The 25,228-nt window shown below is 72.2% G+C and carries 23 protein-coding genes and 1 pseudogene; 14 read left to right on the plus strand and 10 right to left on the minus strand.

What is annotated here, in order from left to right:
* Positions 1–12: 12 nt before the first annotated feature.
* The 3 genes from OG344_RS23985 (at position 13) to OG344_RS23995 (ending at position 3,636) form a co-directional block, all read left to right on the plus strand.
* Positions 13–687: a helix-turn-helix domain-containing protein gene (locus OG344_RS23985; RefSeq protein ID WP_405085002.1), complete on the plus strand. Its 675-nt coding sequence runs from the start codon at positions 13–15 to the stop codon at positions 685–687.
* A gap of 130 nt (positions 688–817) precedes the next feature.
* Positions 818–1,051, plus strand: coding sequence for a hypothetical protein (locus OG344_RS23990; protein ID WP_405085003.1), 234 nt, complete (start codon positions 818–820; stop codon positions 1,049–1,051).
* A gap of 209 nt (positions 1,052–1,260) precedes the next feature.
* Complete coding sequence (locus tag OG344_RS23995; RefSeq protein WP_405085004.1) at positions 1,261–3,636, plus strand: PHB depolymerase family esterase; 2,376 nt, start codon at positions 1,261–1,263, stop codon at positions 3,634–3,636.
* A gap of 95 nt (positions 3,637–3,731) precedes the next feature.
* On the opposite strand, the gene OG344_RS24000 is transcribed toward OG344_RS23995, so the two are convergent.
* Positions 3,732–4,235 (minus strand): hypothetical protein, encoded by a 504-nt coding sequence (locus OG344_RS24000; protein ID WP_405085005.1) that lies wholly within the window; start codon positions 4,233–4,235, stop codon positions 3,732–3,734.
* Positions 4,236–4,577: 342 nt separating this feature from the next.
* On the opposite strand from OG344_RS24000, the gene OG344_RS24005 reads away from it, so the two are divergent.
* Positions 4,578–4,769, plus strand: coding sequence for a hypothetical protein (locus OG344_RS24005; protein WP_405085006.1), 192 nt, complete (start codon positions 4,578–4,580; stop codon positions 4,767–4,769).
* Between the two features lie 19 nt (positions 4,770–4,788).
* Here OG344_RS24005 and OG344_RS24010 read toward each other — a convergent pair whose 3' ends face one another.
* Entirely contained in the window at positions 4,789–5,331 is a 543-nt protein-coding gene (locus OG344_RS24010) for a DUF4259 domain-containing protein (RefSeq protein WP_405085007.1), read from the minus strand.
* 141 nt (positions 5,332–5,472) lie between these two features.
* Positions 5,473–5,781: a cellulose binding domain-containing protein gene (locus OG344_RS24015; protein WP_405089161.1), complete on the minus strand. Its 309-nt coding sequence runs from the start codon at positions 5,779–5,781 to the stop codon at positions 5,473–5,475.
* Between OG344_RS24015 and OG344_RS24020 the strand changes: the two genes are divergently transcribed.
* Positions 5,768–6,067: a hypothetical protein gene (locus OG344_RS24020; RefSeq protein WP_405089162.1), complete on the plus strand. Its 300-nt coding sequence runs from the start codon at positions 5,768–5,770 to the stop codon at positions 6,065–6,067. The two genes, OG344_RS24015 and OG344_RS24020, sit on opposite strands and share 14 nt — an antisense overlap.
* Before the next feature lie 545 nt (positions 6,068–6,612).
* On the opposite strand, the pseudogene OG344_RS24025 reads toward OG344_RS24020, so the two are convergent.
* Positions 6,613–7,563, minus strand: a pseudogene (locus OG344_RS24025) (glycoside hydrolase family 44 protein); the annotation flags it as partial.
* Between the two features lie 314 nt (positions 7,564–7,877).
* On the minus strand, positions 7,878–8,129 hold the full coding sequence (locus OG344_RS24030) for a LuxR C-terminal-related transcriptional regulator (RefSeq protein WP_405085008.1): 252 nt from the start codon (positions 8,127–8,129) through the stop codon (positions 7,878–7,880).
* Between the two features lie 274 nt (positions 8,130–8,403).
* Between OG344_RS24030 and OG344_RS24035 the strand changes: the two genes are divergently transcribed.
* The 6 genes from OG344_RS24035 to OG344_RS24060 all read left to right on the plus strand — a co-directional run bounded on the left by OG344_RS24035 (position 8,404) and on the right by OG344_RS24060 (position 15,222).
* The gene (locus OG344_RS24035) at positions 8,404–9,345 is read left to right on the plus strand and encodes an ABC transporter ATP-binding protein (protein ID WP_327045531.1); all 942 of its coding nucleotides are present in this window, start codon (positions 8,404–8,406) and stop codon (positions 9,343–9,345) included.
* 2 nt (positions 9,346–9,347) lie between these two features.
* A complete protein-coding gene (locus tag OG344_RS24040; RefSeq protein WP_327045532.1) occupies positions 9,348–10,160 on the plus strand; it encodes an ABC transporter permease in 813 nt (270 codons plus the stop codon).
* Between the two features lie 90 nt (positions 10,161–10,250).
* On the plus strand, positions 10,251–11,414 hold the full coding sequence (locus OG344_RS24045; protein ID WP_405085009.1) for a YcaO-like family protein: 1,164 nt from the start codon (positions 10,251–10,253) through the stop codon (positions 11,412–11,414).
* On the plus strand, positions 11,414–12,778 hold the full coding sequence (locus OG344_RS24050) for a TfuA-like protein (RefSeq protein ID WP_405085010.1): 1,365 nt from the start codon (positions 11,414–11,416) through the stop codon (positions 12,776–12,778). Before OG344_RS24045 ends, OG344_RS24050 begins: the two co-directional genes overlap by 1 nt.
* A 97-nt stretch (positions 12,779–12,875) precedes the next feature.
* A complete protein-coding gene (locus OG344_RS24055; RefSeq protein WP_405085011.1) occupies positions 12,876–14,144 on the plus strand; it encodes a cytochrome P450 in 1,269 nt (422 codons plus the stop codon).
* Positions 14,145–14,187: 43 nt separating this feature from the next.
* Positions 14,188–15,222 (plus strand): methyltransferase, encoded by a 1,035-nt coding sequence (locus OG344_RS24060; RefSeq protein WP_405085012.1) that lies wholly within the window; start codon positions 14,188–14,190, stop codon positions 15,220–15,222.
* A 205-nt stretch (positions 15,223–15,427) separates the two neighbouring features.
* Here the strand turns inward: OG344_RS24060 and OG344_RS24065 are convergent, their stop codons facing one another.
* The 4 genes from OG344_RS24065 to OG344_RS24080 all read right to left on the minus strand — a co-directional run bounded on the left by OG344_RS24065 (position 15,428) and on the right by OG344_RS24080 (position 19,252).
* Positions 15,428–16,981, minus strand: a complete 1,554-nt coding sequence (locus tag OG344_RS24065) for an NAD(P)/FAD-dependent oxidoreductase (protein ID WP_405085013.1) — start codon at positions 16,979–16,981, stop codon at positions 15,428–15,430.
* Between the two features lie 118 nt (positions 16,982–17,099).
* Positions 17,100–17,402, minus strand: a complete 303-nt coding sequence (locus OG344_RS24070; RefSeq protein WP_405085014.1) for a PqqD family protein — start codon at positions 17,400–17,402, stop codon at positions 17,100–17,102.
* An 11-nt stretch (positions 17,403–17,413) separates the two neighbouring features.
* Entirely contained in the window at positions 17,414–18,889 is a 1,476-nt protein-coding gene (gene stsB / locus OG344_RS24075) for a StsB family radical SAM/SPASM domain sactipeptide maturase (RefSeq protein WP_405085015.1), read from the minus strand.
* 84 nt (positions 18,890–18,973) lie between these two features.
* Positions 18,974–19,252, minus strand: a complete 279-nt coding sequence (locus OG344_RS24080; RefSeq protein WP_150934441.1) for a StsA-related sactipeptide RiPP — start codon at positions 19,250–19,252, stop codon at positions 18,974–18,976.
* Between the two features lie 259 nt (positions 19,253–19,511).
* Here OG344_RS24080 and OG344_RS24085 point away from each other — a divergent pair, with 259 nt between their 5' ends.
* Both OG344_RS24085 and OG344_RS24090 read left to right on the plus strand, forming a co-directional pair.
* The gene (locus tag OG344_RS24085) at positions 19,512–20,837 is read left to right on the plus strand and encodes a DUF2786 domain-containing protein (protein WP_405085016.1); all 1,326 of its coding nucleotides are present in this window, start codon (positions 19,512–19,514) and stop codon (positions 20,835–20,837) included.
* A 108-nt stretch (positions 20,838–20,945) separates the two neighbouring features.
* Positions 20,946–21,941 (plus strand): hypothetical protein, encoded by a 996-nt coding sequence (locus OG344_RS24090; protein WP_405085017.1) that lies wholly within the window; start codon positions 20,946–20,948, stop codon positions 21,939–21,941.
* Positions 21,942–21,960: 19 nt separating this feature from the next.
* On the opposite strand, the gene OG344_RS24095 is transcribed toward OG344_RS24090, so the two are convergent.
* Positions 21,961–22,851 carry a phosphorothioated DNA-binding restriction endonuclease gene (locus tag OG344_RS24095; RefSeq protein ID WP_405085018.1) on the minus strand — a complete coding sequence of 297 codons (891 nt, stop codon included), beginning with the start codon at positions 22,849–22,851 and terminating at the stop codon, positions 21,961–21,963.
* 230 nt (positions 22,852–23,081) lie between these two features.
* On the opposite strand from OG344_RS24095, the gene OG344_RS24100 reads away from it, so the two are divergent.
* Entirely contained in the window at positions 23,082–25,178 is a 2,097-nt protein-coding gene (locus OG344_RS24100; RefSeq protein WP_405085019.1) for a hypothetical protein, read from the plus strand.
* Positions 25,179–25,228: the final 50 nt, after the last annotated feature.

The raw sequence follows: 25,228 nt of genomic DNA on the forward strand, positions 1-25,228 counted from the left end.
AATACTGGCGGGATGCCAGGAGGACGACTGACCCAGCAGGACCGCCAGCGCATCGCGGCCGGGCTCGCCGACGGGCTCTCCTACGCCGAGATCGCCCGGCGGCTCGGCCGGCCGACCTCGACGATCAGCCGGGAGATCGGGCGCAACGGCGGGCCCGGCGGCTACCGGCCCCAGCAGGCGCATCAGGCGACGGTCCGGCGGGCACGGCGTGACGCACCGGCCCCCTCGCACGCGGCCGGGCCGTCGCCGGGCGCGATGGAACAGGAGATCATCGAGATGGCGGTCCGGACGGGCCTCCCGCGGATGATCGCGCGCGTGCACCTCGACCTGCTGCTGTCCGAGGACGGCAGGCGCACCGCGGCCGAGCTGACCCGCAGGCTCAAAGTCAGCCCGGCCTCCGTCTCCATGTCCGTGAACTACCTGGTCCAGCACGGGTTCGTCCGGCGTGAGCGCGATCCCCGGCGGCGTCGCGACGTCTACGTGGTCGACAACGAGGCGTGGTACCACTCGATCGTGACCAGTACGCGGCAGACGCTGGAGGCGGCCCGGGTCTCGATGGCGGCGGCGGAGACGGTCGGGCTCGACGGGCCCGTGGGGCAGCGGCTGGCCAGGGGAGGGGCGTTCCTGGAGCGGGTCAGCCTGGACATGATGGAGTCGGCCGACCGCTGGCGCGCCCTCCTGACCTGACGGGCGTCGTCTCGCCGTGGCGGCCCTCTGGCTGCTCGACAAGGCGACCCGCGGCACCTGCGCGAAGCGGAAGAGCTGACCGGGCCCGCCGTTGACGGAGGGCGACGGCCGGAACATTATCGAGTACGGCATGGCCCTGCACGCGGGCATCCTGCCGGCGCTCGCCGGCCTGGCCGGGCAGCCTGCCGTGCTGGCCAGGTTCGCCGACGGGCCCGTCCCCGGCCTCGACTGGCGCGACCGCCTGCTCGCCTACCTGAAGGCCGAACATGTGGTGTCGAAATGTCGAACGGATTCGGAACTTTTCGATAAGCGTATGAAAGTTTCCGAGCGCCGGGCTCTCCATGAGGGCCTGGTTGTCTCGTGAGCTTTGGCTCCTTCGGTTGGCCCCCAAACGAATCCGCCACCGGTTGTGGTGCCGGAAAGTTTTAGGCAGTCTTCTGAAACATTAAATGGCGCAGAATCCGGTGGAGGCATGGCCCGATGTCCCGCGATCTCGGAGTGGTGCGGGGAGCCCGATCCCGGGTGTCGCCGGCGCGACACCGGGCCGGTGCGACCGGAGGAAGGAAACCTCACGTGAGACGACGCATCGTGGCCGTGCTGGCGGCCGTGCTGATGCCCGTGGTCGCGATGGCCGCGTTACTGGTCGCCCAGCCGGCCGCCGCGGCCTCCCTGACCCGGGTGACCGGCTTCGGGAACAACCCGAGCAACCTCAACATGTACATCTACGTGCCGGACCGGGTGGCCTCCCGGCCGGCGCTGCTGGTCGCCGTCCACTACTGCACGGGAACCGCGTCCGCGCTGTACAGCGGGTACTTCCGGGACTACGTCACCGCGGCCGACCAGTACGGATACATCATCGTGTTCCCCGAGGCCACCCGCAGCGGCCAGTGCTTCGACGTGTACTCGCCCCAGGCGCTCAGGCGAGGTGGTGGCAGCGACCCGGTGGGCATCATGTCGATGGTCGACTACGCCAGGTCGCGCTACAACGTGGACCCCGGCCGGATCTACGTCAGCGGCGTCTCCTCCGGCGCGATGATGACGAACGTGCTCGCCGCCGAGTATCCGGACGTGTTCAAGGCGGGCTCGGCGTTCATGGGCGTCCCGGCGGGCTGCTTCGCGACGACCGACGGCTCCACCTGGAACAGTCAGTGCGCCGACGGGCAGGTGAGCAAGACCGCCCAGCAGTGGGGGGACCTGGCCCGCTCGATGTACTCCGGCTACAGCGGCTCCTACCCGCGGATGCAGCTGTGGCATGGCACCAACGACAGCACTCTGCGCTACAACAACTTCGGCGAAGAGATCAAGCAGTGGACCAACCTCAACGGCGTCAGCCAGACGCCGACCGCCACCGACACCCCCTCGTCGGGCTGGACCCGCACCCGGTACGGCGGTAACGGCACCCAGCCGCCCGTCGAGGGCGTCAGCGTCTCGGGCCAGGACCACACGCTGCCCCTCAACGGCCAGATCGCCTACGCCATCAACTTCCTCGGACTCAACAGCACGACGCCCAGCTCGCCGTCACCTACCCCCTCACTCACGCCGCCGAACAGCCCGTCGCCCAGCCCGTCGCCCAGCCCCTCGGCCGGTCCGCCCGCCTCGACACTGGGCGCGGCGGCGGCCCGCAGTGGCCGCTACTTCGGCACCGCGATCAGTGCGAGCAAGCTCGGCGACTCGCAGTACACGACGATCGCGAACCGTGAGTTCAACATGGTCACGGCCGAGAATGAGATGAAGATCGACGCGACCGAGCCGAACCGCGGTCAGTTCAACTTCTCCAGCGGCGACCAGGTCTACAACTGGGCGGTGCAGAACGGCAAGCAGGTGCGCGGGCACACGCTGGCCTGGCACTCCCAGCAGCCGGGCTGGATGCAGTCGCTGTCGGGCAGCTCGCTGCGCCAGGCGATGATCGACCACATCAACGGCGTGATGGCCCACTACAAGGGCAAGATCTACGCCTGGGACGTCGTCAACGAGGCCTTCGACGACAGCAACGGCGGTCGTCGGCAGTCCAACCTGCAGGCGACGGGCAACGACTGGATCGAGGTGGCCTTCCGCACCGCGCGGGCCGCCGACCCGGCCGCCAAGCTCTGCTACAACGACTACAACATCGACAACTGGACCTGGGCCAAGACGCAGGGCGTCTACAACATGGTCAAGGACTTCAAGTCGCGCGGCGTGCCGATCGACTGCGTCGGCCTGCAGTCGCACTTCAACAGCGGCAGCCCGTACAACAGCAACTACCGCACCACAATCTCCAGCTTCGCCGCCCTCGGGGTGGACGTGCAGATCACGGAGCTGGACATCCAGGGCGCATCCGCGCAAACCTACGCCGCCGTGGTGAACGACTGCCTGGCAGTGTCGCGCTGCGCCGGCCTCACCACGTGGGGCGTGCGCGACCAGGACTCCTGGCGCTCGGGCGACACCCCGCTGCTGTTCAGCGGCAACAACAAGAAGCCCGCCTACGACGCGGTCCTCAACGCCCTCAACGCCGCCGTCCCCAGCACCTCGCCCAGTCCCACCCCGCCGGTGAGCCCCAGCGCGACGCCGTCCGAGAGCCCGAGCGCGACCCCCTCGGACAGCCCCAGCCCGACTCCCTCCGACAGCCCGTCGCCCAGCCCGTCGCCCAGCCCGTCGCCGTCGCCCACGGTGGAGCCGGGCGGATGCAGCGCGACGATGCTGACGGTGAACTCCTGGCCCGGCGGATTCCAGTCCGAGGTCACGGTGCGCGCGGGCGGTTCGGCGATCAGGGGCTGGACGGTGAGCTGGAACTGGTCCGGCTCCCCGTCCATCACCCAGCTGTGGAACGGCGTCCGGTCCGGCTCCGGCTCGGCCGTCACCGTCCGCAACGAGTCCTACAACGGCACGGTCGCCGCGGGCGGCACCACCACCTTCGGTTTCACCGGCAGCGGCAGCGCTGAGACGCCCAGCCTGACGTGCGGCGCGTCCTGACCGGCGGGAACCCGATGACGAGCTCCTGACCAGGAGGAGCGTGCTGGGCACTCCCGCCGTTCGCGGGGGTGCCCAGCGCACGCCTTCGGCAGCCCTCAAGGCATCGGTGCGGCCGCGGTCCGGCGAACCCGGCCCTGCCGCCGATCTTCGGCGGGATAATGGGAGCGCCGTACGTGCCCCCGACCCACCGGAGAGTCATGCCGCAGCCGCTGGAGCCCGGCGACCCCGGTCGCCTGGGCTCCTACCGCATCACCGGCAGGATCGGCGAGGGAGGGCAGGGCGTCGTCTATCTCGGCGAGGGCGAGTCCGGCGACCTCGTCGCGGTCAAGCTCCTCCACGCGCGGCTCGGTGGGGACGCCGCGGCCCGCGACGCCTTCGTCCGCGAGACGGAGCTCGCCCGCAGGGTCGCCCGGTTCTGCACGGCCCAGGTGCTGGAGTCCGGCGTGGACGGCGGCCGGCCGTACATCGTGAGCGAGTACCGAGCAGTTCGCGGCGGGCGAGCTCGGTTTCGCCCTCGACGTGTTCGCCTGGGCGTCCACGATGGTGTTCGCCGCCACCGGCCGCGCGCCGTTCGGCGCCGACGCGATCCCCGCCATCATCAACCGGATCCTCCACCACGAACCCGACCTGGACGGTGTCGAGGCGCCGCTGCGCGACCTGCTCACGGCCTGCCTCGCCAAGGACCCCGGACGGCGCCCGGCCGCACGGGAGATCCTCGACCGCCTCGTGCGCCCCCGCCGCGGGCGAGCCGGCCCACGGCCGGGCCCGGCGTCACCCGGCCGGCCCCGACGAGGACGATCACCGCACGGCCGACCGTCCGCCACTCGAAGACGGCCGCACCGGTCCCCGCGGATCCGTCGGCCTCGAAGCAGGCGAAGCCGTCGCCCGCGCCGGCCGGGCGGCTCGTGGAGCTGGGCGGCGGACACTTCACCGATTACTGCGTGAGCCTCGGCTGGGAGTGGGTGGAGTACCGGGAGTCGCCCACGCCCGGTGCGTACTGCGTCAAGCGGAAGGGCGACACCATGTACCTCTCCCAGAGCCAGCGTGACGCGGGCTGCCGATGGCGCTTCCACGACCCGAAGGCCTTCCACCGGTTCAAGGGCAGGTCGAACTACTGCTACACCTACGGCTGACCGGGCCGGCCGGGCCGGGTCAGGCGGGCAGCGGCGGGAGGGAGGCGAGGCCGAGGTAACGGCCCGCGGCCGACAGGGCCCGGTGCAGATCGGCCGCGACCTCCCGCTCGACGTCCTCGCCGGGGAGCAGGTGCGGGTGCCCGAAGTCGATCCACACCTCCTGCGGCTCCCCGGCCAGCGCCTTCCGATACGGCTCGACGTGGTCCAGGAAGTCCTGCCAGTCCGGGCGCAGATGGGCGAGCAGGCCGTCCGGGCCGGTCGTGCACGCGAAGGCGGCGGCGGCCAGACGGCGCAGGTCCTCGGTGACGGCGAAGGGGTTGCGGTCCAGCCAGTGGTGGGCCCGTTCGTCGGGGGCGATCCCCGACATCCGGGCGGCGACCAGGCAGGCGACCGCCAGGGCGGCTTCGGCGAGATCGTCGTCCTCTTCGTGGAACCGCAGGAACTCGCCGAGCAGGCCGGTCATCGCGGCCGCGACGTCGTCGCTCTCCTCGATCTCCGCCACCGCGTCGGCGGTCTCGTCGCTGTCGAACGGCCCCTCCAGGAAGCCGATCTCATCGTCCATGGCGGCGATCCTGCCATGATCGCGCACGCCGCGCGGTGACATCGCCGACGGAGTCTCGCGGGACACAGCATCGAGGGACGGAGTCAGGCCGGGGCCGGAGGGCGGGCGGTGCGGGACCGCGCCGCCCTCCGCGTCCTCAACTCACGCGCCGCAGGGGGCGCCGTTGAGGGTGAACTGCTTGGGTGCGGTGTTGGAGCCGTTCCAGCCGCCGATGAAGCCGAAGCTCACGCTGCCTCCGTTGGCCGCGATCGAGGCGTTGTAGCTCGCGTTGGTCACCGTCACCTTCGCGCCGCTCTGGGTGTACGAGCCGTCCCACAGCTGGCTGACGGTCTGCCCGTTGCCGAACGTCCAGCCGAGCTGCCAGCCCTTCACGGCGGAGGCGCCGCGGTTGACGATCCGCACATCGGCCTGGAACCCGCCGGGCCACTGGTTCGTGATGGTGTACGTCACCGAGCAGGAGCCGGGCGGAGTCGGGGTCCCGCTGGGCGACGGGCTGGGCGACGGGGACCGCGTCGGGCTCGGCGACGGCGACGGGGAGGGGCTGGGGCTGCGCGAGGGAGACGCGCTGGGCGAGGGAGACGCGCTGGGCGACGGGCTGGGGGACGTCACGGTCCCCGCCGGGACGACGATCGTGCTGATCGAGTTCGCCGGGTACGTGCCGGTGAAGCCGCTCGCGCCCACCTGGACGTCGGCGTCCCTCCTGATGGCCGAGGTGTCGGCCGCGCCGTACCGGTAGACCTGCGCGGTCGCGCCGCCGGTGCGGCCCTTGAGCGCGATGTCGCTGGTCAGGGCGTCGCCGGTCTTGTTGACCACGACGAGGGTGAGGGCCTTGTCGGAGGCGCGCTCGGCCGCGTACACCGCCAGCTTGCCCTGGTCGGCGCTGACGGAGCTGACCGCGGTCTCACCGAAGCGGCCGCCCTTGCCGTCGTAGTTGAGGTACATCCGGAAGGCGTACGCGCCGGGCTGGGAGGCGGTCGGCGGGCCCCAAAGGCTGGCCAGGTCGACCCCCTCACGGCCGAAGATGCCGAGGACGTCGGCCTGCGCCAGGGCGCCGTTGATGTGGTCGAGGGCGCCCCAGTTGTACTCGGTGATCGCGGTCTTGGTGCCCGGATACTCCGCGGCGACCAGCTCCTTCATCCGGGGGATCAGCCGGACCTGGGTGTTGATCCAGCTCTCGTCCGTGTACGACGGGTCCCACAGGGCCCGGGTGGAGCGCAGCCGCAGTGCGTCGGTCGCAGGGTCGCCGCCGCTCCCGAACGCGACACCCGAGGCCTGGGGATAGAAGTGCTCGTCGAAGTAGTCGAGGACGCGCAGGTGGTTCGTGTCCTCGTACTTCTTCATCTGCCGCAGGTACCAGGTCGTGAAGGGCAGGCCGTCGCGGGCCGCCTTGTCAGGCGGGTTCGACCAGCAGTTGGTCCGGCCGCAGACGTCCTGGTCGAGGCCCGAGTAGTCCCACGAGGACCAGCCCCAGCCGACCGGCCCGAGCGTCTTGGCGCCGGGGTCGGCGGCCTTGATCGCGGCGCCGATGAGGTACGCCTTGTCCCGCAGCTCGACCGAGCTCGCGCCCTCGGGGTGGACGTCGCGGTGCGTGCCATGCCAGATGTCGGGCTCGTTGTCCAGGTTGAAGAACTTCACCCCGCCGCCGGCCGCCGTGCCGTACCTGCCGGTGAGGTGGCCGATCCAGTCCTTCACGTACGACGCCCCGGCCTCCACGCTCGTGTCGTGGGGGTCGTTGCCGGCGATCTTCGTGCCGTCCGGCTTCACGCCGTTGCCGCAGTCGGGCCGCCACTGGTCGGTCTGCTGCTGCGTGCCGTACTTGGCGACGGAGAAGCCGCAGGAGGCGTCGCGGCCCTTCGGCACCCAGCCGATCAGCGGCATGGTGAGGATCGTGTCGGTGCCGGTGCGCCGGTCCTGCTCCACGAACTTGTCGACGCTGGAGCCGTCGGGGAGCGCGGACGGGTTGGTGTTGTCCTCCGCGATGTTCTCGAAGAACCAGTCGGAGGCCCGGTTGCTGGTGTCGTACAGGTAGTTGTAGCGGGTCGTCGCGTTGCCGCCCCAGCGCCGTACGGGCAGGCGCAGTTCCTTGGCCAGCGTCTCGTCGGCGAAGTTCATGCCGTAGACGTACGGACTGATGGCGTGCCGTCCGGCGGTCACGTCCACGGTGACCGCCGGGCCGGTGGCGGCGGCGAGGGCGGCCGGAGCCGCCCCGGCCGCGCCGGCGGCCAGGGCCATCGCCACCGTGAGGCTGGCGGGAAGCGTTCTTCTGAGCACGTGTTTCCTTCCGAATCCCTGGGATCCTGGCGGCCTGACGGCGCGGGATTACCGGGAGTCGCCGTCGCGGCCAGGGCACCACGCTGGCCAAGGGCCGGGCGGGAGACAAGAAGGAAGGCCGCCGGGGCAGCGGAAACGGGCGGTGAGCTGGCACGGCCCGCCGCGCGGGACGAAAGTTTCAGCGGCGGCCGGGACCGCGCCGGGCCGCCCGGTTCCGCCCGCGCGTGAACGCCGCATGAAGGCCGCGTGAACCCCGCCTGAGCTACGGGGCCTGCTTACCCGAGGACGTCGGAGGCGCTGGGCGGCCAGATGCCGACGTTCAGGAGCCGGTGCGCGTAGAAGTAGGCCACGAGCTGGCTGCGGTTGCTGCAGGCGAACTGGAGGAGCAGCTTGCTGATCCGCTCCGCCACGGTGTACCGGCTGAGGTGCATCTCGTGGGCGATCTTCGTCGTCGTGTAACCCCTGGCCAGCATGACGATCAGCCATCGGTCGCGATCATTGATCAGGCCGTCGGAAACAAGGTCCATGCGCAGTCCCGCTTCGATCGCCGCTCGATTGTGTGACCTGGTGAGGCCCCCCTCTGCGGCGACCCTAGAAAGGCGCGCTTAACGATCGGTATGGCCGGGCCATGGCCTCGGTTATGGCCCTCCGGGCAACGCCGGTAGCCCACGTTTGTGGGGTTGTGTCACCTGCTCGTCCCCGGCTCATACTCGACCAGCGACGCGTTCCGAGCAGGCCGGGGGACGATCGGAGGGCGACTCACATCGCTGGGCAGCGGGAGGGCGAAGTGAAGGGCAGGCTGTGTTGAGAGACGTCGTGACGGCCGTGGGGCTGACCAAACGCTATCGGGGCAGCGAGAGACCGGCCGTGGACGACGTCTCCTTCGAGATCGCCCAGGGGGAGACCATCGGCCTCCTGGGCCCCAACGGCGCCGGCAAGACCACCCTGATCAAGATGATCTGCGGCGTCACCACTCCGACCTCCGGGGAGATCCGGGTCTTCGACGCCGATCCGGTGCGTCAGCCCGTCCTCGCCAAGAGCGGCATCGGCGCGATGCACCAGTCCGGTCCGTTCGACATGATGCTGCCGGCGCTGGACAACCTGCGCATCGCCGCCCGGTTCCGCGGGCTGCGGTGGCGCGACGTACGGCCCTGGGCGTTCGAGGTGGCGGACTTCCTCGGCGTCACCGGCTCGATGCAGCGCCTGGTGTTCCAGATGTCGGGTGGTCAGCGGCAGCGGCTCCAACTGGTGCGGGCGCTGCTCACCATCCCGCGGCTGCTCATCCTCGACGAGCCCTCCGCGGGCCTGGACGTCGCGGGGCGGCGCCAGGTCGAGCGGTTCGTGACCTGGCTGCGCGAGGAGCACGGCGTGACGGTGCTGTGGACCAGCCACCACATCGACGAACTGGAGCGCAACAGCCAGCGCGTGCTGGTCGTCGACAGCGGGCGGGTGGTGCGGTTCGCCAAGCCGCGTGAGCTCGTGGAGGAGTTCGGCAGCACCCACCTGCTGGTGACCGTCGAGGACCCGGCGTCGGGCGGCCTCGTGGCCGCCTGGGCGGAGTCGGCCGGGCTCAGGGCCAAGGCCGAGGACAACGAGGTGCGCATCGACGACGCGAAGGCACGCGACCTGCTGCCGGAGCTGTCCCGCTACTGCCAGGACCACGCCGTCGCGATCACCGGGGTGTCGACCGCCGTGGACTCGCTTGAGGAGGTCTTCCTCCGGATGACCGGGAACGAGGGCTGACGATGGCCGCCGGGCTGCACTTCCACGCCGCGCCCCCCGCCCCCACGGCGCGGGCGACGGACCTGCTCGCGGTGCTCTACCGGGAGTACGCGCTGCTCGCCCGCAACCGGGTCTACCTGATCCTCGGGCTGACGCCGATGCTGGTCTACCTCCTGCTGGTGAACACCTCGCTGAGCAACCTCGTCCGGGTCGTCGACTACAAGGGCGTCAGCGTCGGGTTCGCGGTCTTCCTGCTCCCCATGACGCTGGCGATGTCGGTCGTGAGCGCGGCGGCCACGTCCGCCATGGCCGTGTTCCAGGAGGAGATGAGCGGGGTGGCGACCCAGCTGTGGTCCTACCCCATGCGCAGGTCGCGCTTCCTGCTCGGCAAGATGATCGCCGGTGTGTCGCTGGTGCTGGGGCAGACCCTGCTGGGGCTCGGTGTGGCGGCGCTCATCTTCGATCTGCCGTTCGGCCCGGAGAACTGGGTGGGGCTGCTGTCGGCGCTCGCGCTGTCCGCCCTGGCGCTCAACGGGCTGTACCTCGCGGCGGCGATCACGATCACGGACTACCAGGCCTTCATGGTGCTGTCGAACGTGTCGATGCCCGTCCTCGTCTTCAGCGCCCCGTCGATGTACACCACCGAGAGCATGCCGACGGTGCTGCAGTGGATCTCGGTGGTCAACCCGCTGACGTACGCGATCAACGGGATGCGGGACGCCGCGGTCTTCGGGGTCGGCGAGGCCTGGGTGGACCTGCTCGTGCTGGCGGTCATGGCGGTCGTCGGCTACACCGTGGGCGGCCGCGCCCTGATCAACCGCGCACGCAACATCTGACACCCGGCATCCAGCACTCGGTATCCAGCACTCGGCGCCTGACACGACCGGCCTGACAGGGCGCCTCACCTCGACACGGGCAAGGGGACGATGCGGACAGAAACCTCCTCCCACTCCTGGCTCCTCTCCGGTTCCGACCAGTCGAAGGTCCGGCTGCCGGGGACGGACCGGGCCCGGGACCCCGCCGCCACACTGGAGATGGCCGGCCACGCCGCGCGCCGGGCCGGGGTCACCCGGGTCGCGGACATCACCCGGCTCGACACCCTCGGCATCCCGACGTACCAGGCGATCAGGCCTGCCGCGCGGACCCTCGCCGTCTCCCAGGGCAAGGGCGTCACGGCGGACCTGGCGAAGCTGTCCGCCATGATGGAGTCCGTCGAACTCTGGCACGCCGAGCAGCCCATGCGGCCGGTCACGACCGCGTCCCCCCGTGAGCTGGCCGGGGACCTGGGCTACGACGTGGGCGCCCTTCCGCGCTGCGCGCCGAGCCTGCTGCACGAAGGGCTGCCCGTGGACTGGGTGGCCGCCAGATCATTCGCCGACGGCTCGCCGACGCTCGTCCCGATGGAGCTCGCGCAGTTCACCCTCGTCCGCAGGACGGGCTGGCACCCGCCGGTGTTCTTCTCCTCGACCAACGGCCTGGCCAGCGGGAACACGCTGACGGAGGGCGTGCTGCACGCGTTGTACGAGGTGATCGAGCGGGACGCCGTGACCGTCTTCATGACCGGCGGCGACCGGGGAACCCTGGTCGACCCGCGCTCGCTCGGCTCGCCGGTCGTCGACGACCTGTGCGTCACGATGGAACGGGCCCACGTCCGCATGGAGGTCAGGTCGCTGGCCTCGCCGACCGGGCTGCCGTGCTTCCTCGCCCGGATCACCTGCGATGACTATCCGCCGCCGTTCCTCGGCTTCGGCTGCCACCTCAGCTCGGAGATCGCGCTCAGCCGCGCCGTCACCGAGGCCGCGCAGGCGAGGCTGGGCTACATCGCGGGGTCGCGCGACGACCTGCACGCGAACGTCCACGACGGCCAGGGCGCACCGCGACGACCGGAGCCGCCGCGGGAGCCCGGCGCGCCGATCACGCCGCTGCACGCGCACGAGAGCCTGGTCGACGACCTCGACGACGTGGTGAAGCGCGCCACGGTCGCCTTCTCCCACGCGCCTCTCGTCGTCGACCTGACGCGGGAGGACCTCGGAGTGCCGGTCGTCAGGGTGCTGGCGCCGGGGAGCCGCGTCTGCCCGGAGGTCTTCTGATGAGCGGGGATGTTCTGACGAGCTCGCCGGACGTGGTCGTCTACGCCGGTCCGACGATCTCCGCCGACGAGGTCCGCGGCGTCGTGCCGCACGCGCGGGTGCGGCCGCCCGTCGCCCGGGGCGACCTGCTCAGCGAGAGCTGGAGCCCGGACGACACCGCCGTCATCATCGACGGCTACTACCGCGAGAAGCTGGCGGTGGGCCACAAGGAGATCCTCTGGCTGATCGCCGAGGGCGTGCGCGTCGTCGGCGCGGCCAGCATGGGCGCCCTACGCGCGGCCGAGCTGAGCCCGTACGGCATGACCGGCGCCGGGACCGTGTTCGACATGTACGCGACGGGCGAGGTCGACGGCGACGACGAGGTCGCGGTGCTGCACGGCCCCGCCGACCTCGGCTATCCGGCCGGGACGGTCGCGCTGGTCAACCTCCGGTACGGCTGCCGGGAGGGGGCGAGGACGGGCCGGATCCCGGCGGAGGCCGGGGAACGCATCGTCCGCGCGGCCAAGGCGATGCCGTTCGCGAACCGCACCTGGCGCGACCTCGACGCGGTGGTGGACTCCGGCGACCGCGCCTGCCTGGAGACGCTGCGGCGGCTGATCGGCACGGGGGAGTGGGACGTCAAACGGCTGGACGCGCTGGCCGCGCTGCGGGCGGCCGGCGAGCGCCGCGCCGAAAGGCCCGTCGAGCGGCCCGGTGCGGAGCCCGCGGCCTGGACGGCCGACACGGCGCTGACGGGGATCACCCACTACGAGGCGCTGAAGTGGCGGTCGAGGCGCGAGTACGCGCCGGGCCGGTGGATGACCGACCTCGACGTCGTGACCGCGGGGCGGCTGTTCGGCGACGACTATCCGCGCCTGCACGAGGAGACGCTGACCGGCCTGCTGACCGGCTTCGCCGCCGACCGGGGCCTCGACCTGGAGGCGTACGTCCGCGCCGGGCTCGGGGTCGCCGGAGCCGAGCCCCTGCCGCCCGTCCTCGCGCCGTGGCTCACCGAGACCGAGCGGGCAGCCCTCCCTGTCGGAGAACAGCTGCGGCTGGTCATGGTGCGGGTCTGGCCGGTCTGGCAGTCGGAGGACTGGCGGCCGGTCGTGCTGGAACGGGTCCGGGAGTCGGGCCACTGGCAGGAGTGGTCGCAGATCGTCGCCCGCGCCGACGAGGCGGCGGAGCGGACCCGTGGCCGGCTCGCCGTCCCGCCGCCGGAGATCTGCACGAAGCTCTTCCTGCGCCACTGGCACGGGAAGGGGACGTCGGCCGAGGTGGAGATGGCCCGGCGCGGATTCACCGGCCCGCAGGAGCTGGGACACGCCGTCCGGAGGTTCTTCGCCCTCGACGTCCAGAACGCGCGTGCCTCCGGGAACCGGTGACGCCGGGCCGGCGCGGGGGCCCGGCGCGGGGGCCCGGCGCGGGGCCAACTGTGGTCCGTGTCCCGGAACGCCGGTGAGTCCGCGTGAGGAGAGGGTCGTGACCGTGACCACGCCCGGGCAGCCGTCCGGCCCGGCCGCGCAGCCGTTCGACCCGGCGGCCGCGCGGCACCGGCCGGACCCCCACCCGTTGTTCCACCGCATGCGCGAGCACACGCCGGTCTACCGGTATGTGGGCCCGGCGAACGGCCGGGTGCTGTGGTACCTGACGCGGTACGCCGACGTGCAGCGTGCGCTGCTCGATCCGGACGTCGGGCGTCAGCTCGACCGGCTGCCGCCCGAGCTCGCCGCGCCGCACCGCCGGGCCGAGATGCGCGACCCGCTGGCCATACTGCGGCGCAACGTCTTCCACCTCGATCCGCCCGACCACACCCGCATCCGCAGGCTGATGGCGCCGGCCTTCGGCGCCCGTACGGTGGCCGCGCTGGAGCGGCGCGTCCACCGGGTCGCCGGCGAGCTCGTGGGCGGCATGGCGGCGACGGCGGCGGTGGGCGGCGAGGCCGACCTGATCCGGGAGCTGGCGCTGCCGCTGCCGGTCCTGGTCGTCGCCGACCTGCTCGGCCTGCCCCCCGAGGACCGCGCCCGGCTGCGCGGGTGGAGCGACGAGATCGTGGGCAGCGGGGACGCGGGCCGGATCCGCCGGGCCGGCCTGGAGTTCGCCGCGTACGCCAATGAGAGGATCGACGAGCGGCTGGCGCACCCGGGGGAGGACCTGCTGAGCCGGCTCGCCGAGGCCGAGCGGACGGGCGGGATCAGCCGCGCCGAGCTGGTCTCCAGCGTGTTCCAGCTGCTGCTCGCCGGGGACGAGACGACCGTCAACCTGATCGGGAACGGCGTGCTGGAGTTGCTGCGGCACCCCCGCCAGCTGGAGCGGCTTCGGGCGCGCCCGGAGCTGATCGGCTCCATGGTCGAAGAGGCGCTGCGGTACAACGGCCCGGTCGGCCACTCCCGCCCGCTGTACGTCCTCGCCGACGTGGAGATCGGCGGGACCGTGATCCCCCAGGGGGACGTGGTCGTGCCGGTGCTGCTGGCGGCCAACCGCGACCCGGCGGTCTTCCCCCGGCCGGACGTCTTCGACATCGGCCGCAGTCCCAACCGGCATCTGGGCTTCGGCCACGGCGCGCACTTCTGCCTCGGCGCTGCGCTCGCGCGGCTACAGGCCGCGGCCGCCATCGGGGCGCTGGTGCGGCGGTTCCCCGGCATCGCCCTCGCGGTCGATCCCGCCGGCCTGGAGTGGACGCCCGACCTGTTCCTGCACGGCGTACGCCGCCTGCCGCTGCGGCTGCACCTGGAGGCGGGCGCCGCGTGACACCCGCCCCGCGCCTGTCAGAGCCTTCGGAAGGAACCGGCCCATGAGCGAACTACCGCGAGGCCTCGCGGGGCAGGCGAACCTGTCCCGGATGGCCTTCGGCTACGCCACCTCGCAGATCCTCTACGCCGCCGTCCGGCTCGGCGTGCCGGACCTGCTCGCGGAGGAGGCCGTACCGGTCGCGCGGCTCGCGGAGCGCACCGGGTCGGACCCCGGCGCGCTGCACCGGCTGCTCCGCGCGCTGGTGGTGCTCGGCGTGGCGGAGGAGGGGGAGCCCGGATGCTTCACGCTGACGCCGCAGGGACGGCCGCTCTGCGCCGACCACCCGTGGTCGATGCGCTCCAGCCTCCTGCTGCTCGGCGACCCGGCGACGTGGCAGGCGTGGGGGGCGCTGACCCACAGCGTGCGGACCGGTGAGACGGCGTGGGACCACGCGCACGGCAGCCCGCTGTTCGACCACCTCGCCCGCCACCCGGACCTGTCGGCGGTGTTCAACAGGGCGATGCGCGAGGGCACCGAACGGATCGCGCCCGCGCTCCCCAAGGCGTACGACTTCACCGGCGCGCAGACCGTGGTCGACGTCGGCGGCGGCGACGGCACGCTGCTGGCGGCGGTGCTCGCGGCCGTCCCGGGCCTCAAGGGGATCCTGTTCGACACCGCCGAGGGGGTCGCCGGCGCCGACGAGGGGTTCCGGCGGGCGGGGTTGTCGGACCGGTGCGTCATCGAGACCGGCGACTTCTTCGAGGCCGTGCCCGGGGGTGACGTCATGCTGGTCAAGGGCGTGCTGCACGACTGGGACGACCGGCGCTGCGTCGACCTGCTGCGTGGCTGCCGCCGGTCGATCGCGGCGGACGGGCGCCTGCTCGTGCTGGAGCCGGTGATGCCGTCCGCCCTCGGCACGCCGGAGGCCGCCGGGGCCGTCATGAGCGACATCGCGATGCTCGTCTACACCGGCGGCCGGGAACGCGGCAGGGCCGAGTTCGCCGACCTGCTCGCCGCGGCCGGGTTCGACCTGACCGAGGTGACGCCGCCGCTCGGCGGCTCGGAGATCCGGATCCTCGTCGCGCGGCCCGCCTGAGCCCCGGCCTGCCGCCGCGCGCGTAGCCGCGGCGGTCGCGGGAACTCGGCGCGTCAGGGCGACGCGGCGGGTCGCGGTGGTTCCAGCGGGGCTCCGCGTTCTCCTGGAGCCGGGTGGTTTCGGGAGGCGGGGGACTTCGGGAGGCGGGGGACTTCGGGAGGCGGGGGACTTCGGGAGGCGGGGGACTTCGGGAGGCGGCGGGGGTTCAGCGGGTGGCGGTGGCGAGGCGCGAGCGCAGCCACGCGGCCAGGCCGGGGTACTGCCCGATCGCCTCCTCACTGGTGAGGAGGGGCTCCGGCCGTCCGGTCAGCACCCGGGCGATCTCCGGCTTGTCCGTCGCGGTGTCGTCGGAGAGCAATGTCTGGGTGGCGAAGAGCCCGGCGGCGATCCGCGGGCTGCTCAGCTTCGCCTGCGCGAGGCGGGTGCGGATCTCGCGTTCGAAGGCGTTCGGCGCGCGTCGCGGCGCATCGTCGCGTCCGGTCCCCGCACCGGCCCTTTCCACGGCGCCTGCACCGGCCCTTTCCACGGCGCCTGCACCGGCCCTGCCAGCGGCACCTGCACCGGCTGTATCAATGGTGCCTGCCCCGGCACCTGCGCCGGTACCTTCAGCCCACTCTCCTGTGCCCGCGCCGGCCCGTTCGCCGTCCGCCTCGACCGCCATACGCCAGGACTGCTCCGCCTCCGCCGCGAGCGCGGACTGCAGCCCGGGGAACAGCGCCGGCCCGATCCCGCCGTGCCGGGTCAGCTCCTCGTCGAGCCGGAGCGCGCAGCGCGCGGCGACCGTCATGCCGTGCGAATGGATCGGATTGACCGCGACGGCCGCGTCGCCGATCACGGCGAACCCGGCGGGCAGCCGGGCCCGCTCGAAGAACCGCCTCCGGTTGACGGTGTCCCGGTACGGCCGGATGAGGCCGAGGGGGGCGGCCTCCGCCATCAGGTCCGCCACGAGGGGGTCGCGCAGCGCGCGGGCGAAGGCCGCGAAGCCCTGCTCGTCGGTCGGCGGCTCGCCACCCCGGGTGCCGGTCAGCGTGACCACCCACCGGCCGTCCTCGACGGGGAACAACGTCGCCCCCCGGGCCGGCCGTCCCGGGTCCGGCCCGGGATGCAGCATGATCGCGGGGATCGCCGCGTCGAGGTCGGCGGGCGCCCGGTAGAGCCGCGTGGCGTAGGCCAGGCCGGTGGCGACCGCCGACTCCTCGACGTCCCCGGCGCCGATCTCGGCGAGCCATCGCGGCGCCGCCGATCTGCGTCCCGTGGCGTCGACGACGAGGTCGGCGCGTACGGTCTCGGGCGGGGCGCCCCGCCTGCTGACCGACACGCCGCCGATCCGGGCCGCGTCCCCGAGGAGACCGAGCGCCCGCGTGTCCTCCCACACCGCGACGGTGCCGCCGTCGAGTGCCCGGCGCCGCACCACCTCGTCCAGCAGCCCGCGGGTGCAGGAGATCAGGTGGGCGTCGGTGCGCATCCGGCGGAACCAGCCGTCCGCGGTGAGGATGAGGGCGTCGCCGGGGAGGCCGCGCAGATGCGCGCCACGCGCGAGGAGGGCGCCGACCGTGCCGGGCAGCAGTGCCTCCAGTGCCCTCGCGCCGCCGGCCACGAGCACGTGGCTGTGGTGCGACTGCGGCAGCCCCCGGCGCGGGCGGGGACCGGACGGGTAGTGATCGCCCTCCACCACCACGACCTCGTCCGCGTGGCGCGCGAGCACGGCGGCGGCGAGCACACCCGCGAAGCCCCCGCCGAGGACGACCGCCCGGCTCATCGGCGGAGAGCCGGGGGGCGCGGCACGACGATGCCGGTCCGGACGTGCGCTCCTCCAGCAGGCTCCCGTACGGTCGCATCTGCGCTGGTCGCGTCCGAATCGGTCGTGTCCGAACCGGTCACGTGACGGCCTTCTCGGCCTTCTCGGACGGGACCTCCTCGATCAGGCCCTGCTCGATCATCGCGCCGATGAAGTCGCGCACGTCCGCCACGATCTGCCTGCTCATCGCGGAGTTGCTGCCGGCGAACTCGCGGGACAGCTTGAACATGACCGGCTCACATTCGCCGTCGCTCGCCACGAGCTTCCATATCCTGGAGCCCGTGTCGTTCAGGCTGTGGAAGTCGCCCGTCTCGGTGTGGTAGAGCGAGACGCCCTCCCCGGTCTCCTGCCAGATCACGGCTTCGCTGATCCGGAGCGACACACTGACCTCCTCTATACCGGCGTGATGGGAAGCAGCTCGCCGACCCTGATGGAGGGCGAGGGGCGGACATAGGTCTTCCAGTCGTCGAAGACGGGGTGGACGTCGCCGTTGACGACCAGGCGGGGCGTCGTCATCTCGCGGTCCTTGGTGGCGAGCTCCGACCGGTCGACACCGGCTTCGAGCCACAGCTGCGTGGCGACGCCGTGCCGCAGGATCCGGCACTGGTGGCGGCTGTTGCGCTTCAGGTCCTTGGACTCGGACATGTGCGAGGCCCGGCACCCGCCGCCGCAGGACGCCTTGATGTAGCACTTGGCGCAGTCGGCGTGGTAGTCGCCGCCGAGCACGGTGCTGGTGCGCATCCCGCGGAGGAGCGGCCCGCCGAAGATCTCCGCCAGCGACTGCCTCCGTACGTTGCCCGCGTGGTGCGCCTGCCCGGTGACCAGCTTGCACGGATACACGTCGCCCAGCGAGTTGATGTAGATCTCGTTGCCGCCCATCCCGCAGTTGGCCTTCACCGAGCACGGCGTGACCGGCCGCGGGCCGTCCGGCAGCAGCTTCCCGGCCGCCGGGGACGTCCAGGTGAGTCGCTGGATCCGCATGTGGTCGTCCCAGCCGAAGTCGTACTCGTCGCGCTCTCCCCGGCCCAGGTCGTTGTGGTACATCAGCCGGATGCTGTGCACCTCGAGCCCTTCGGCGAACTTCGCGAAGTCCTCCAGCTCGTCGACGTTGTCCGACGTGACGATGTGGTTGATCCGGGGCACCACGCCGGCCTCGTTGAGCAGCTGGAGGGCGCGGTGGGTCCGGGCGAAGGAGCCGGCGCCGCGGGTTCGGTCGTGGGTCTCGGCCGTGCCGCCGTCGACGCTCACCGTGACCATGCCGAACAGCTCGGCGAACCGTTTGGCCTGCGCCGGCTTCCGGATCATCGTGGCGTTGGTGATGATGTTCGACGTCAGCCCGCTCTCGTTGGCGTGTTCCACGATCTGGAACAGGTCCTTGCGGAGCATCGGCTCGCCGCCGGTGAAGATCATGGTACTCGCGCCGAACGCGGCGACCTGGGAGACCAGGTCGAGCGACTCGGCGGTGGTGAGCTCACCCGGGAGGCACTTCTCCGAGGAGGCGTAGCAGTACGGGCAGCGCAGGTTGCAGCCGTCGGTGATCGCGTAATACACCTGGCGGAGCGACGGCTCCTTGAAGGTGAGCCCCGGGCGGTTCCCGTTGTAGTAGACGATGTAGTTCAGGATGAGCTTGGCGAGCGTCCGATCGGTCTCGTCGGACTCGCCGGGCTCTGTCTCGTCGAGGCGGGCCTGCTCCCCGCCCGCCCCGGGACGGGCCAGGGCCGCCAGGACGGCGAACTCGCGCGCGTCGAGGACGCACCGGCCACCCACCTGCGGGTTGACGACCAGATACTCATCGTCGTGCACGAAGTAGGTCAGGTCAGCCGGCACTTCGATCAACGAGCGGTTCCGGGCGAGCTTCCCAGACATCATTCCCCTTACGCTCCCAGCCGCAGGTGCGGCCCCAGACGTCTGTGGGCGACGCGCGGCCGGAGCCGCACCCGCGAACTGCCCGGACTACTCCGCCGCGCCGGATCCGGAGCCCGACCAGGCTCCGCACAGGCACTTGGCCTCGACCGGCACGGTGTGGGCCTCCACCTCGGGCCGGGACCACTCGCCGCCCGCGCCGGCGTGCGCCAGCACACCGGGCAGCGCGTTGGGGAGCTTGTCCTTGAGCGAGATGAGCAGGTCGACTTCCTCCCTGGTCAAGGTGGCGAACGCCGCCTCGACTTCGGCGGCCAGGGGGCTGTTGAGGACGCCCGCTTCACGCAGAGCTTCCCTCGGATCGAAGGCCATGCCTTCACCTCTCTGTCTGACGGGAAAATGCGGTGTGAATCGAGTATGCGCAGGTGAGAAGGGGGCGAGAAACCCCACAAACGTGGGGCTAGCCGCTGCTCGCCCGCCGGGTGACGGCCGGGAGGCGCGGCTCGGCCGGCGCGCGCGATCCACCGGCGGCCCGCCTGTGGACAACGTCTTCGGAGCGGCCGGGACGCTGTCAGAATCGTGACCTCGGTGAGGAGCCCCCGGCGGGGGGAAGGGCGAGGTGGGAGGACACATGGGCAGGGCGGGCCGGGAGTGGCACAGGGCCGGGGAGGACGAGCGCGGGAGCCGGTGGCAGGGGCCGCCCGGTGGGGTGGGGGCCTTCCCCCGAGGGCGGGCGGAGCCACCGCCGGAGGAGATGGTGACCGAGCTGCTGTCGGCCGCGGTGGCCGCGCGACTGCACGCGGACGCGCCGCAGTTTCCGCGGCTCGTGGAGACGCTGACCGGCGACCCGGGCCTGCGGACCGTCGTCGACCGCGCGTTGCTGGGCATGCTCGGCGATCACCTGACACGTGCCTGGCGCAACGGGTGGATGCCGGCCGACGTGGTCCGGCTCGTGGGGCGGCGGTTCGGGGCGCGGCACGTGTGCCTGGCCACCGACGCCGTCGCCGCCGAGATGCGGGCCTACGCCCCGGCGACCGTGGACGAGCGCTGGCAGGACCAGCTGACCGCCCTGGACGCCACCGTCTGGTGGGGGAGAGACGAGGAGTACCTGCGCGAGGACGGCGACCGGGCGGGGATGGTCGCCCGGGCGCTGGAGGTGATCATCCTGCTGGCGACGCTGCAGCCGCTGGAACGGCTGTGCCCGCCGCCCGGTTCGGCCCGCCGTACGGCCCGGGCGGCCGGGCGGGTGGACGAGCGGATGCTGACGCGGGTGCGGGCGCTGCTGGCCAAGGCCGAGTCGACGGAGTTCGAGGCGGAGGCCGAGACGTTCACCGCCGCCGCCCAGTCGCTGATGGCCCGGTACAGCATCGACGCCGCGCTGCTGGCCGCCGGAGAGGCGAGCCGTACGGACGACGAACCGCAGGGGCGGCGCCTGGGCATCGACGCGCCCTACGAGGAGCCCAAGGCGGTGCTGCTGGACGTCATCGCCTCGGCCAACCACTGCCGCTCGATCTGGACCCGCCACCTCGGGTTCGCCACCGTGCTGGGGTTCCCGGCCGAACTGGCGGCGGTGGAGGTGCTGTTCACCTCCCTGCTGGTGCAGGCCACCACCGCGATTCGGCAGGCCGGCGCACGCCGGGACGGCGCCGGCCGGTCCCGCACGCGGTCGTTTCGGCAGTCGTTCCTCGCCGCCTACGCCTATCGGATCGGGGAACGGCTGCACGAGGCGGCGGGGGAGGCGGTCCGGCAGGCGACGGCCGAGACCGGCCGAGACCTGCTGCCGGTGCTGGCGGCCAGGGACCAGGTGGTCGACGCGGCGGTGGAGAAGATGTTCCCCGGGCTCAGCATGGTCAGGACGGGCTCGGTCAGCAACCGCGAGGGCTGGATCTCCGGCCGCGCCGCCGCCGACCAGGCCGTGCTGGACGTCCATCCGAAGATCCATTCCAGACGCTCGTGAACGGGCTCGCCGGACGGAGACCGCTGACTCGACGGGCCGCCTCGCAGCACTGATTTTTGTTAGGGTTTCGCCTGGATTGACGCTGGACCGGGGCTTGGGGGAATCGTCGTGGCAGGTCCGTTCGACGCGCCGCCGCAGCCCGATGGGCTCACCACGACCGCCGAGTTCGTCGCCGCCCTGGGCAGTCTGCGCCAGTGGTCGGGCCGGACCTTCCGTCAGCTCACGGCTGCCGCCAAGGCGAACGGCGACGTGCTGCCCGCCAGCACCATCGCCGGCGCCCTGGGGCGGGTGACCCTCCCGAGGGAGGAGTTCGTGGCCGCGTTCGTACGGGCGTGCGGGCTCGACGAGGCGGAGTCGGCTCGATGGGTGGCGGCGAGGAAACGCCTGGCCGCCGAGATGCCGCTCTCGTCCGTCGCACCCGGCGACCCCGGCGGCCGGGTTCATCCGCCCGGGGGCCCGGCGCGACGAGGGCCGCAGTGGCCGGCCCTGGTGGGAGTCGGAGCGGGTGTCCTCCTGGTGCTCCTCGCGGTGGTCTCAATCCTGCCGTCGCTCTACGAGCCCCGGGCCGGCGTCGAGACCCCGGAGCCCTCACCGTCCCGCGCCGCCGCGACCGTCCTCAGCGACCGCGTGCCGTCCGACGGGTGGTATCACATGGTTCCAGCGCACGTCGCGGAGGGCGACCTGTGCATCGGGGAGGGACGCGAGCGCAGCGGAAGGACGGATCGCCTTCTGGCCGTGCAGCGTCCCTGCGCGGGCCTGGTTCCGGACACCTATCTGCGGGCGGTCGGCGACCGTACGCAGATCGAGTGGCATCATCCCGTAGAGGGCGTCGGCTGCCTCACCGTGGACGAGGCGCTGAAGGCTCCCGGTGCGCTGATCGCGCCCGAGGACTGCACGGGGGCGCCTCATCAGCAGTTCCTGCTGAAGCCCGCCGGATCGGGATTCGTCGTGCATCCCCTGCACAGCGGCCTGTGCGTCGGCACGCTGTACGGCGAGTCCGACATGCGGGCGGGGGCGGAGATCGCCCAGAAGTCCTGCACGGGACGGCGCGACCAGGTCTTCCTCTTCCGCTCGGCGCCCACGCCGACCTGGACGCCACGCTGACCCGGCGGCGGGCGGCCCGTCAGTGCCGGGCGGGCCCGCGGAACACCTGCCGGATGTGCCAGTCGATGTGGCCACCGTCGACGGGGTCGAGCCCGCGCTGGGGTTCCCGTAAGGGGCGTCCGGCCAGGGAGAGGACCATCTGCCCGGCCGCCGGGCTGCGGCTCGCGAATTTCCGGGATACGGCGATCGTACGCTGCGGGGTGAGCCCGAGGACGCCCTTGTCGAACAGCTTGTGGTGGATCGCGCACAGGCACAGCCCGTTGTCCAGGTCGTCGGGCCCGTCGAAGGCCCACCAGCGGACGTGCGCGGCGTCCAGGCCGGCCGCCGTGCCGTCCAGCCACCCTTCGTATGCGCAGAAGGCGCAGCAGTACTCGTACGCGACGAGCACGCGCTCCCGGAACGCCGGGTTCCGGCGGGCCGCGGAAAGAGAGGCCTGCTCGGCGGCGGCGACCTGGTCGTTGAGTTCGAGGCCGACGAGACGGCAGATGTCCGGGTGCAGAGACGGCTCGAAGTTGGCGTCCAGCAGGTACCGCGCGAGCCGTACGACGAGGCCGGAGTCGTCGGTCAGGGCGCGCAGCAGGTCGGGATGGAGCCGTCCAATGGCCTGGGCCTCGCGCAGCCGCCCGAGTTCGGCGCCGGGACTGCCCGGACCGTGCATGGTCTCGACCAGCCAGAGACTGTCGTCGTTCGTCAGGTGATGGAAGGGATAACCGGGACTGGTCCTCCGTGGCGGCCCGAACTCCTTGAGCAGGAGACCGAGCTCGGCCTCGGCGGAGCTGAAGGGGATCGGCCGGCCGCCGTCGCGCTGGAACCGCCCGAGGGCGTAGAGCAGCAGGAGCGGCTTGTGCGGCGCCCGCTCGCCGTGCCGCTTCCAGGGCTTGATGCCGGCGACGCGCTCGACCCAGTCCATGACCGGCACCCTACGGTGACCTTCATCCGCGACGACGTCCCGTGTCCGAGTCGATATGCGCGCGTCACGCTCCGAGGAACACCTCGTCGAGATGCCAATCCAGAGCCTCCCGATCCGGCCGGGGGCCGTGCCGAACATCCTCGCCTGCTGCGAGAAAGCGGCCCGTCGCCGTCGACGCGGAGCGGATTTCGAGTGGCGATGCGCCGGTAGTGGCCGTATATCGTGCCTGCGTGGAAGATCTCGTCATTGCCCGGCGCCTGCGCGTTCCCGTCGACGCGGAGGGGGACGGCACGCCCGGTTGGGGTGAGGTGGCCGCCCGGCAGCTCGACGCGGCGCTGCTCAGCGTCGGCTTCACGTGCTCGCCGGCGCTGCTCGACCGCCTGGCCCGGTTGCCCGGGGAACAGGTGATCGACCTCGGCCTGCGGGTCCTGGCCGCGGTCCGCCGCCTGGTCGGCGACCACGTCGAGCACAACGCCTACTTCGCCGACTTCCCGAGGAACGTCCCGGACACGCTGGAGTTCTGGGCGGGGCTGCTGCGCGAGGCCATGCTCGACCCGGTCGCCGCCGCCCGGCTCCAGCCGGGCACCCTCAACCTGCTCGATCTGCCGCGGTACGGCCGCTACCAGCACACCTACGCCGACCTGCTCGCCGCGCACGACGAGCTGATCCCCCTGGCGAGGGATCGGGTGACCGTGCTGGAGCTGGGCGGGAGCCTGCGGGATGAGGCGCGCGAGCTCTACTTCTCGCTCGCCGGCTCCGAGGTCCCGCTCGCCGCCGAGGACCTCACAGCTCTGCGCGCGCTCGCCGCCTTCTGCGCCGGCGACCGGCCCGAGCACGTCCCCGTACGCGAGAACCGGGCCGTCCTCAACGAGGTGCGGCTGGCCGCCGGGCAGCCGCTGCTCGTCGACACCGTGACGGACGTGCTCAGGGTGGCCGCGCTCTGCTCCGGCGGTGACGTCACCCTGTCCACCCCCACCCGCCTGCGCTCCTTCCGCCGCGCCGAACGCCGGATCCTGCTGGCCGCCCTCGACGCTGTCCCTGCCGCCAAACACGGCGACGTGCTCCGCCACCGGGAGCAGTGGAAGCGGCTCGGCGAGCGGCTGCACCCCCACGAGCACCCGCGGTTCCCCGGGGCGGCCCAGGTCTTCGACGTGGCCAGGGGTGTGCGCAAGGCGGCGAGCTTCGGTGGCCGGGTCGAGGCCGCGCTGGCCGAGGGCCGGGCCGACGACGCCGTCGCACTGCTGGAGCACACGCCCGGCGCGCTGCTGCGCCGCCTCGACCACCTGCTGCGTACGGGTGGCGGCCCGGCCGTGCTGGAGGCGGCGGAGCGGGCCGCCGCGCACGCCTCCGGCCGCGTGCTGCTCTCCCTGCGCGAGCACCTGCAGAACCGGATCGCCCCCGCGGACCGGGTCTTCACCAACCGGCACGGCGGGGCGTGGGCGACCCCCGACACCCGCGCACCGCTCGACGAGGAGGCACTCGACCGTACCCTCTCAGTCCTCGACGAGGAGATCACCCGCCGCCTCCCCGACCCGGGCGAACTGATCATCGATCCCGCCGTGCTCGACGTGGCGCTGCCCCTGTCGGGCAAGAGCGCCGCGCCGGGGCTCGGGGTGCTGCCCCGCGGGTCGCTGTCACCCGTGGACGGTGAGCTGCTCCGCTTCTTCGTCTACTGGCGCCAGGCGAGCCGGAGCACCGACTACGATCTGTCCGCGCTCATGCTCGACGCCACCTATGACAACCCGACGCACATCTCGTGGACGTCCTACGGCAACGACTTCGCGACCTACTCGGGTGACCTCACCGACGCCGCCGAGGGCGCGTCGGAGTTCATCGACATACGACTTCCGCAGGCGACCCAGCCGATCGTCATCCCCCAGGTCCACATCTACGCCGGGGAGCGGTTCGACGAGGCCGCCGAGGCGTTCTTCGGCTTCATGACCAGGGACGCCGCGCAGGAGGGCAGGCCGTTCGAGCCGCGCACCGTGCGCATGAAGTCCGACCTGCGCGGGTCCGGCCGCGTCGCGCTTCCCCTGGTCTTCCTGCGCGGAGACGACGGCGCGTGGCGGGTGAAATGGCTGCATCTCCACCTGTCCGGCCATCCGGCGTTCAACCAGGTGGAGGGCAACCGGGTCACCACGTCGCTGCTCGTACGCTCGATCGTGGAGCGGGACTACCTGCGGGTCGGCTACCTGGCCGATCTGCTCCGGGCCAAGCCGTCCGCGGGCGGTCACGTCACGTACATCGGGCTCGACGCACCCGCCGGCCTCCCGGAGGGGGCGCGCGTCCACACGCCCGCGACTCTGCACGAGCTGATCCCCGCCTGATATCGTGAAGATCGCGAGGCCATGGGAAGGCTTCCTTCTACCTTTATGGG

This window comes from Microbispora sp. NBC_01389 (assembly GCF_045040095.1).
In the GTDB taxonomy this organism is placed as follows: Bacteria; Actinomycetota; Actinomycetes; order Streptosporangiales; family Streptosporangiaceae; genus Microbispora.

Coding starts and splice junctions, on each gene's coding strand:
- OG344_RS23990 (WP_405085003.1), top strand. CDS start 818: ATGGCCCTGCACGCGGGCATCCTGCCGGCGCTCGCCGGCCTGGCCGGG.
- OG344_RS24010 (WP_405085007.1), bottom strand. CDS start 5,331: ATGGACGATGAGATCGGCTTCCTGGAGGGGCCGTTCGACAGCGACGAG.
- OG344_RS23985 (WP_405085002.1), top strand. CDS start 13: ATGCCAGGAGGACGACTGACCCAGCAGGACCGCCAGCGCATCGCGGCC.
- OG344_RS24095 (WP_405085018.1), bottom strand. CDS start 22,851: ATGGACTGGGTCGAGCGCGTCGCCGGCATCAAGCCCTGGAAGCGGCAC.
- OG344_RS24050 (WP_405085010.1), top strand. CDS start 11,414: ATGAGCGGGGATGTTCTGACGAGCTCGCCGGACGTGGTCGTCTACGCC.
- OG344_RS24000 (WP_405085005.1), bottom strand. CDS start 4,235: ATGATGGCGGGGATCGCGTCGGCGCCGAACGGCGCGCGGCCGGTGGCG.
- stsB (WP_405085015.1), bottom strand. CDS start 18,889: ATGATGTCTGGGAAGCTCGCCCGGAACCGCTCGTTGATCGAAGTGCCG.
- OG344_RS24065 (WP_405085013.1), bottom strand. CDS start 16,981: ATGAGCCGGGCGGTCGTCCTCGGCGGGGGCTTCGCGGGTGTGCTCGCC.
- OG344_RS24080 (WP_150934441.1), bottom strand. CDS start 19,252: ATGGCCTTCGATCCGAGGGAAGCTCTGCGTGAAGCGGGCGTCCTCAAC.
- OG344_RS24060 (WP_405085012.1), top strand. CDS start 14,188: ATGAGCGAACTACCGCGAGGCCTCGCGGGGCAGGCGAACCTGTCCCGG.
- OG344_RS24030 (WP_405085008.1), bottom strand. CDS start 8,129: ATGGACCTTGTTTCCGACGGCCTGATCAATGATCGCGACCGATGGCTG.
- OG344_RS24045 (WP_405085009.1), top strand. CDS start 10,251: ATGCGGACAGAAACCTCCTCCCACTCCTGGCTCCTCTCCGGTTCCGAC.
- OG344_RS24085 (WP_405085016.1), top strand. CDS start 19,512: ATGGGCAGGGCGGGCCGGGAGTGGCACAGGGCCGGGGAGGACGAGCGC.
- OG344_RS24020 (WP_405089162.1), top strand. CDS start 5,768: ATGGTGTACGTCACCGAGCAGGAGCCGGGCGGAGTCGGGGTCCCGCTG.
- OG344_RS24040 (WP_327045532.1), top strand. CDS start 9,348: ATGGCCGCCGGGCTGCACTTCCACGCCGCGCCCCCCGCCCCCACGGCG.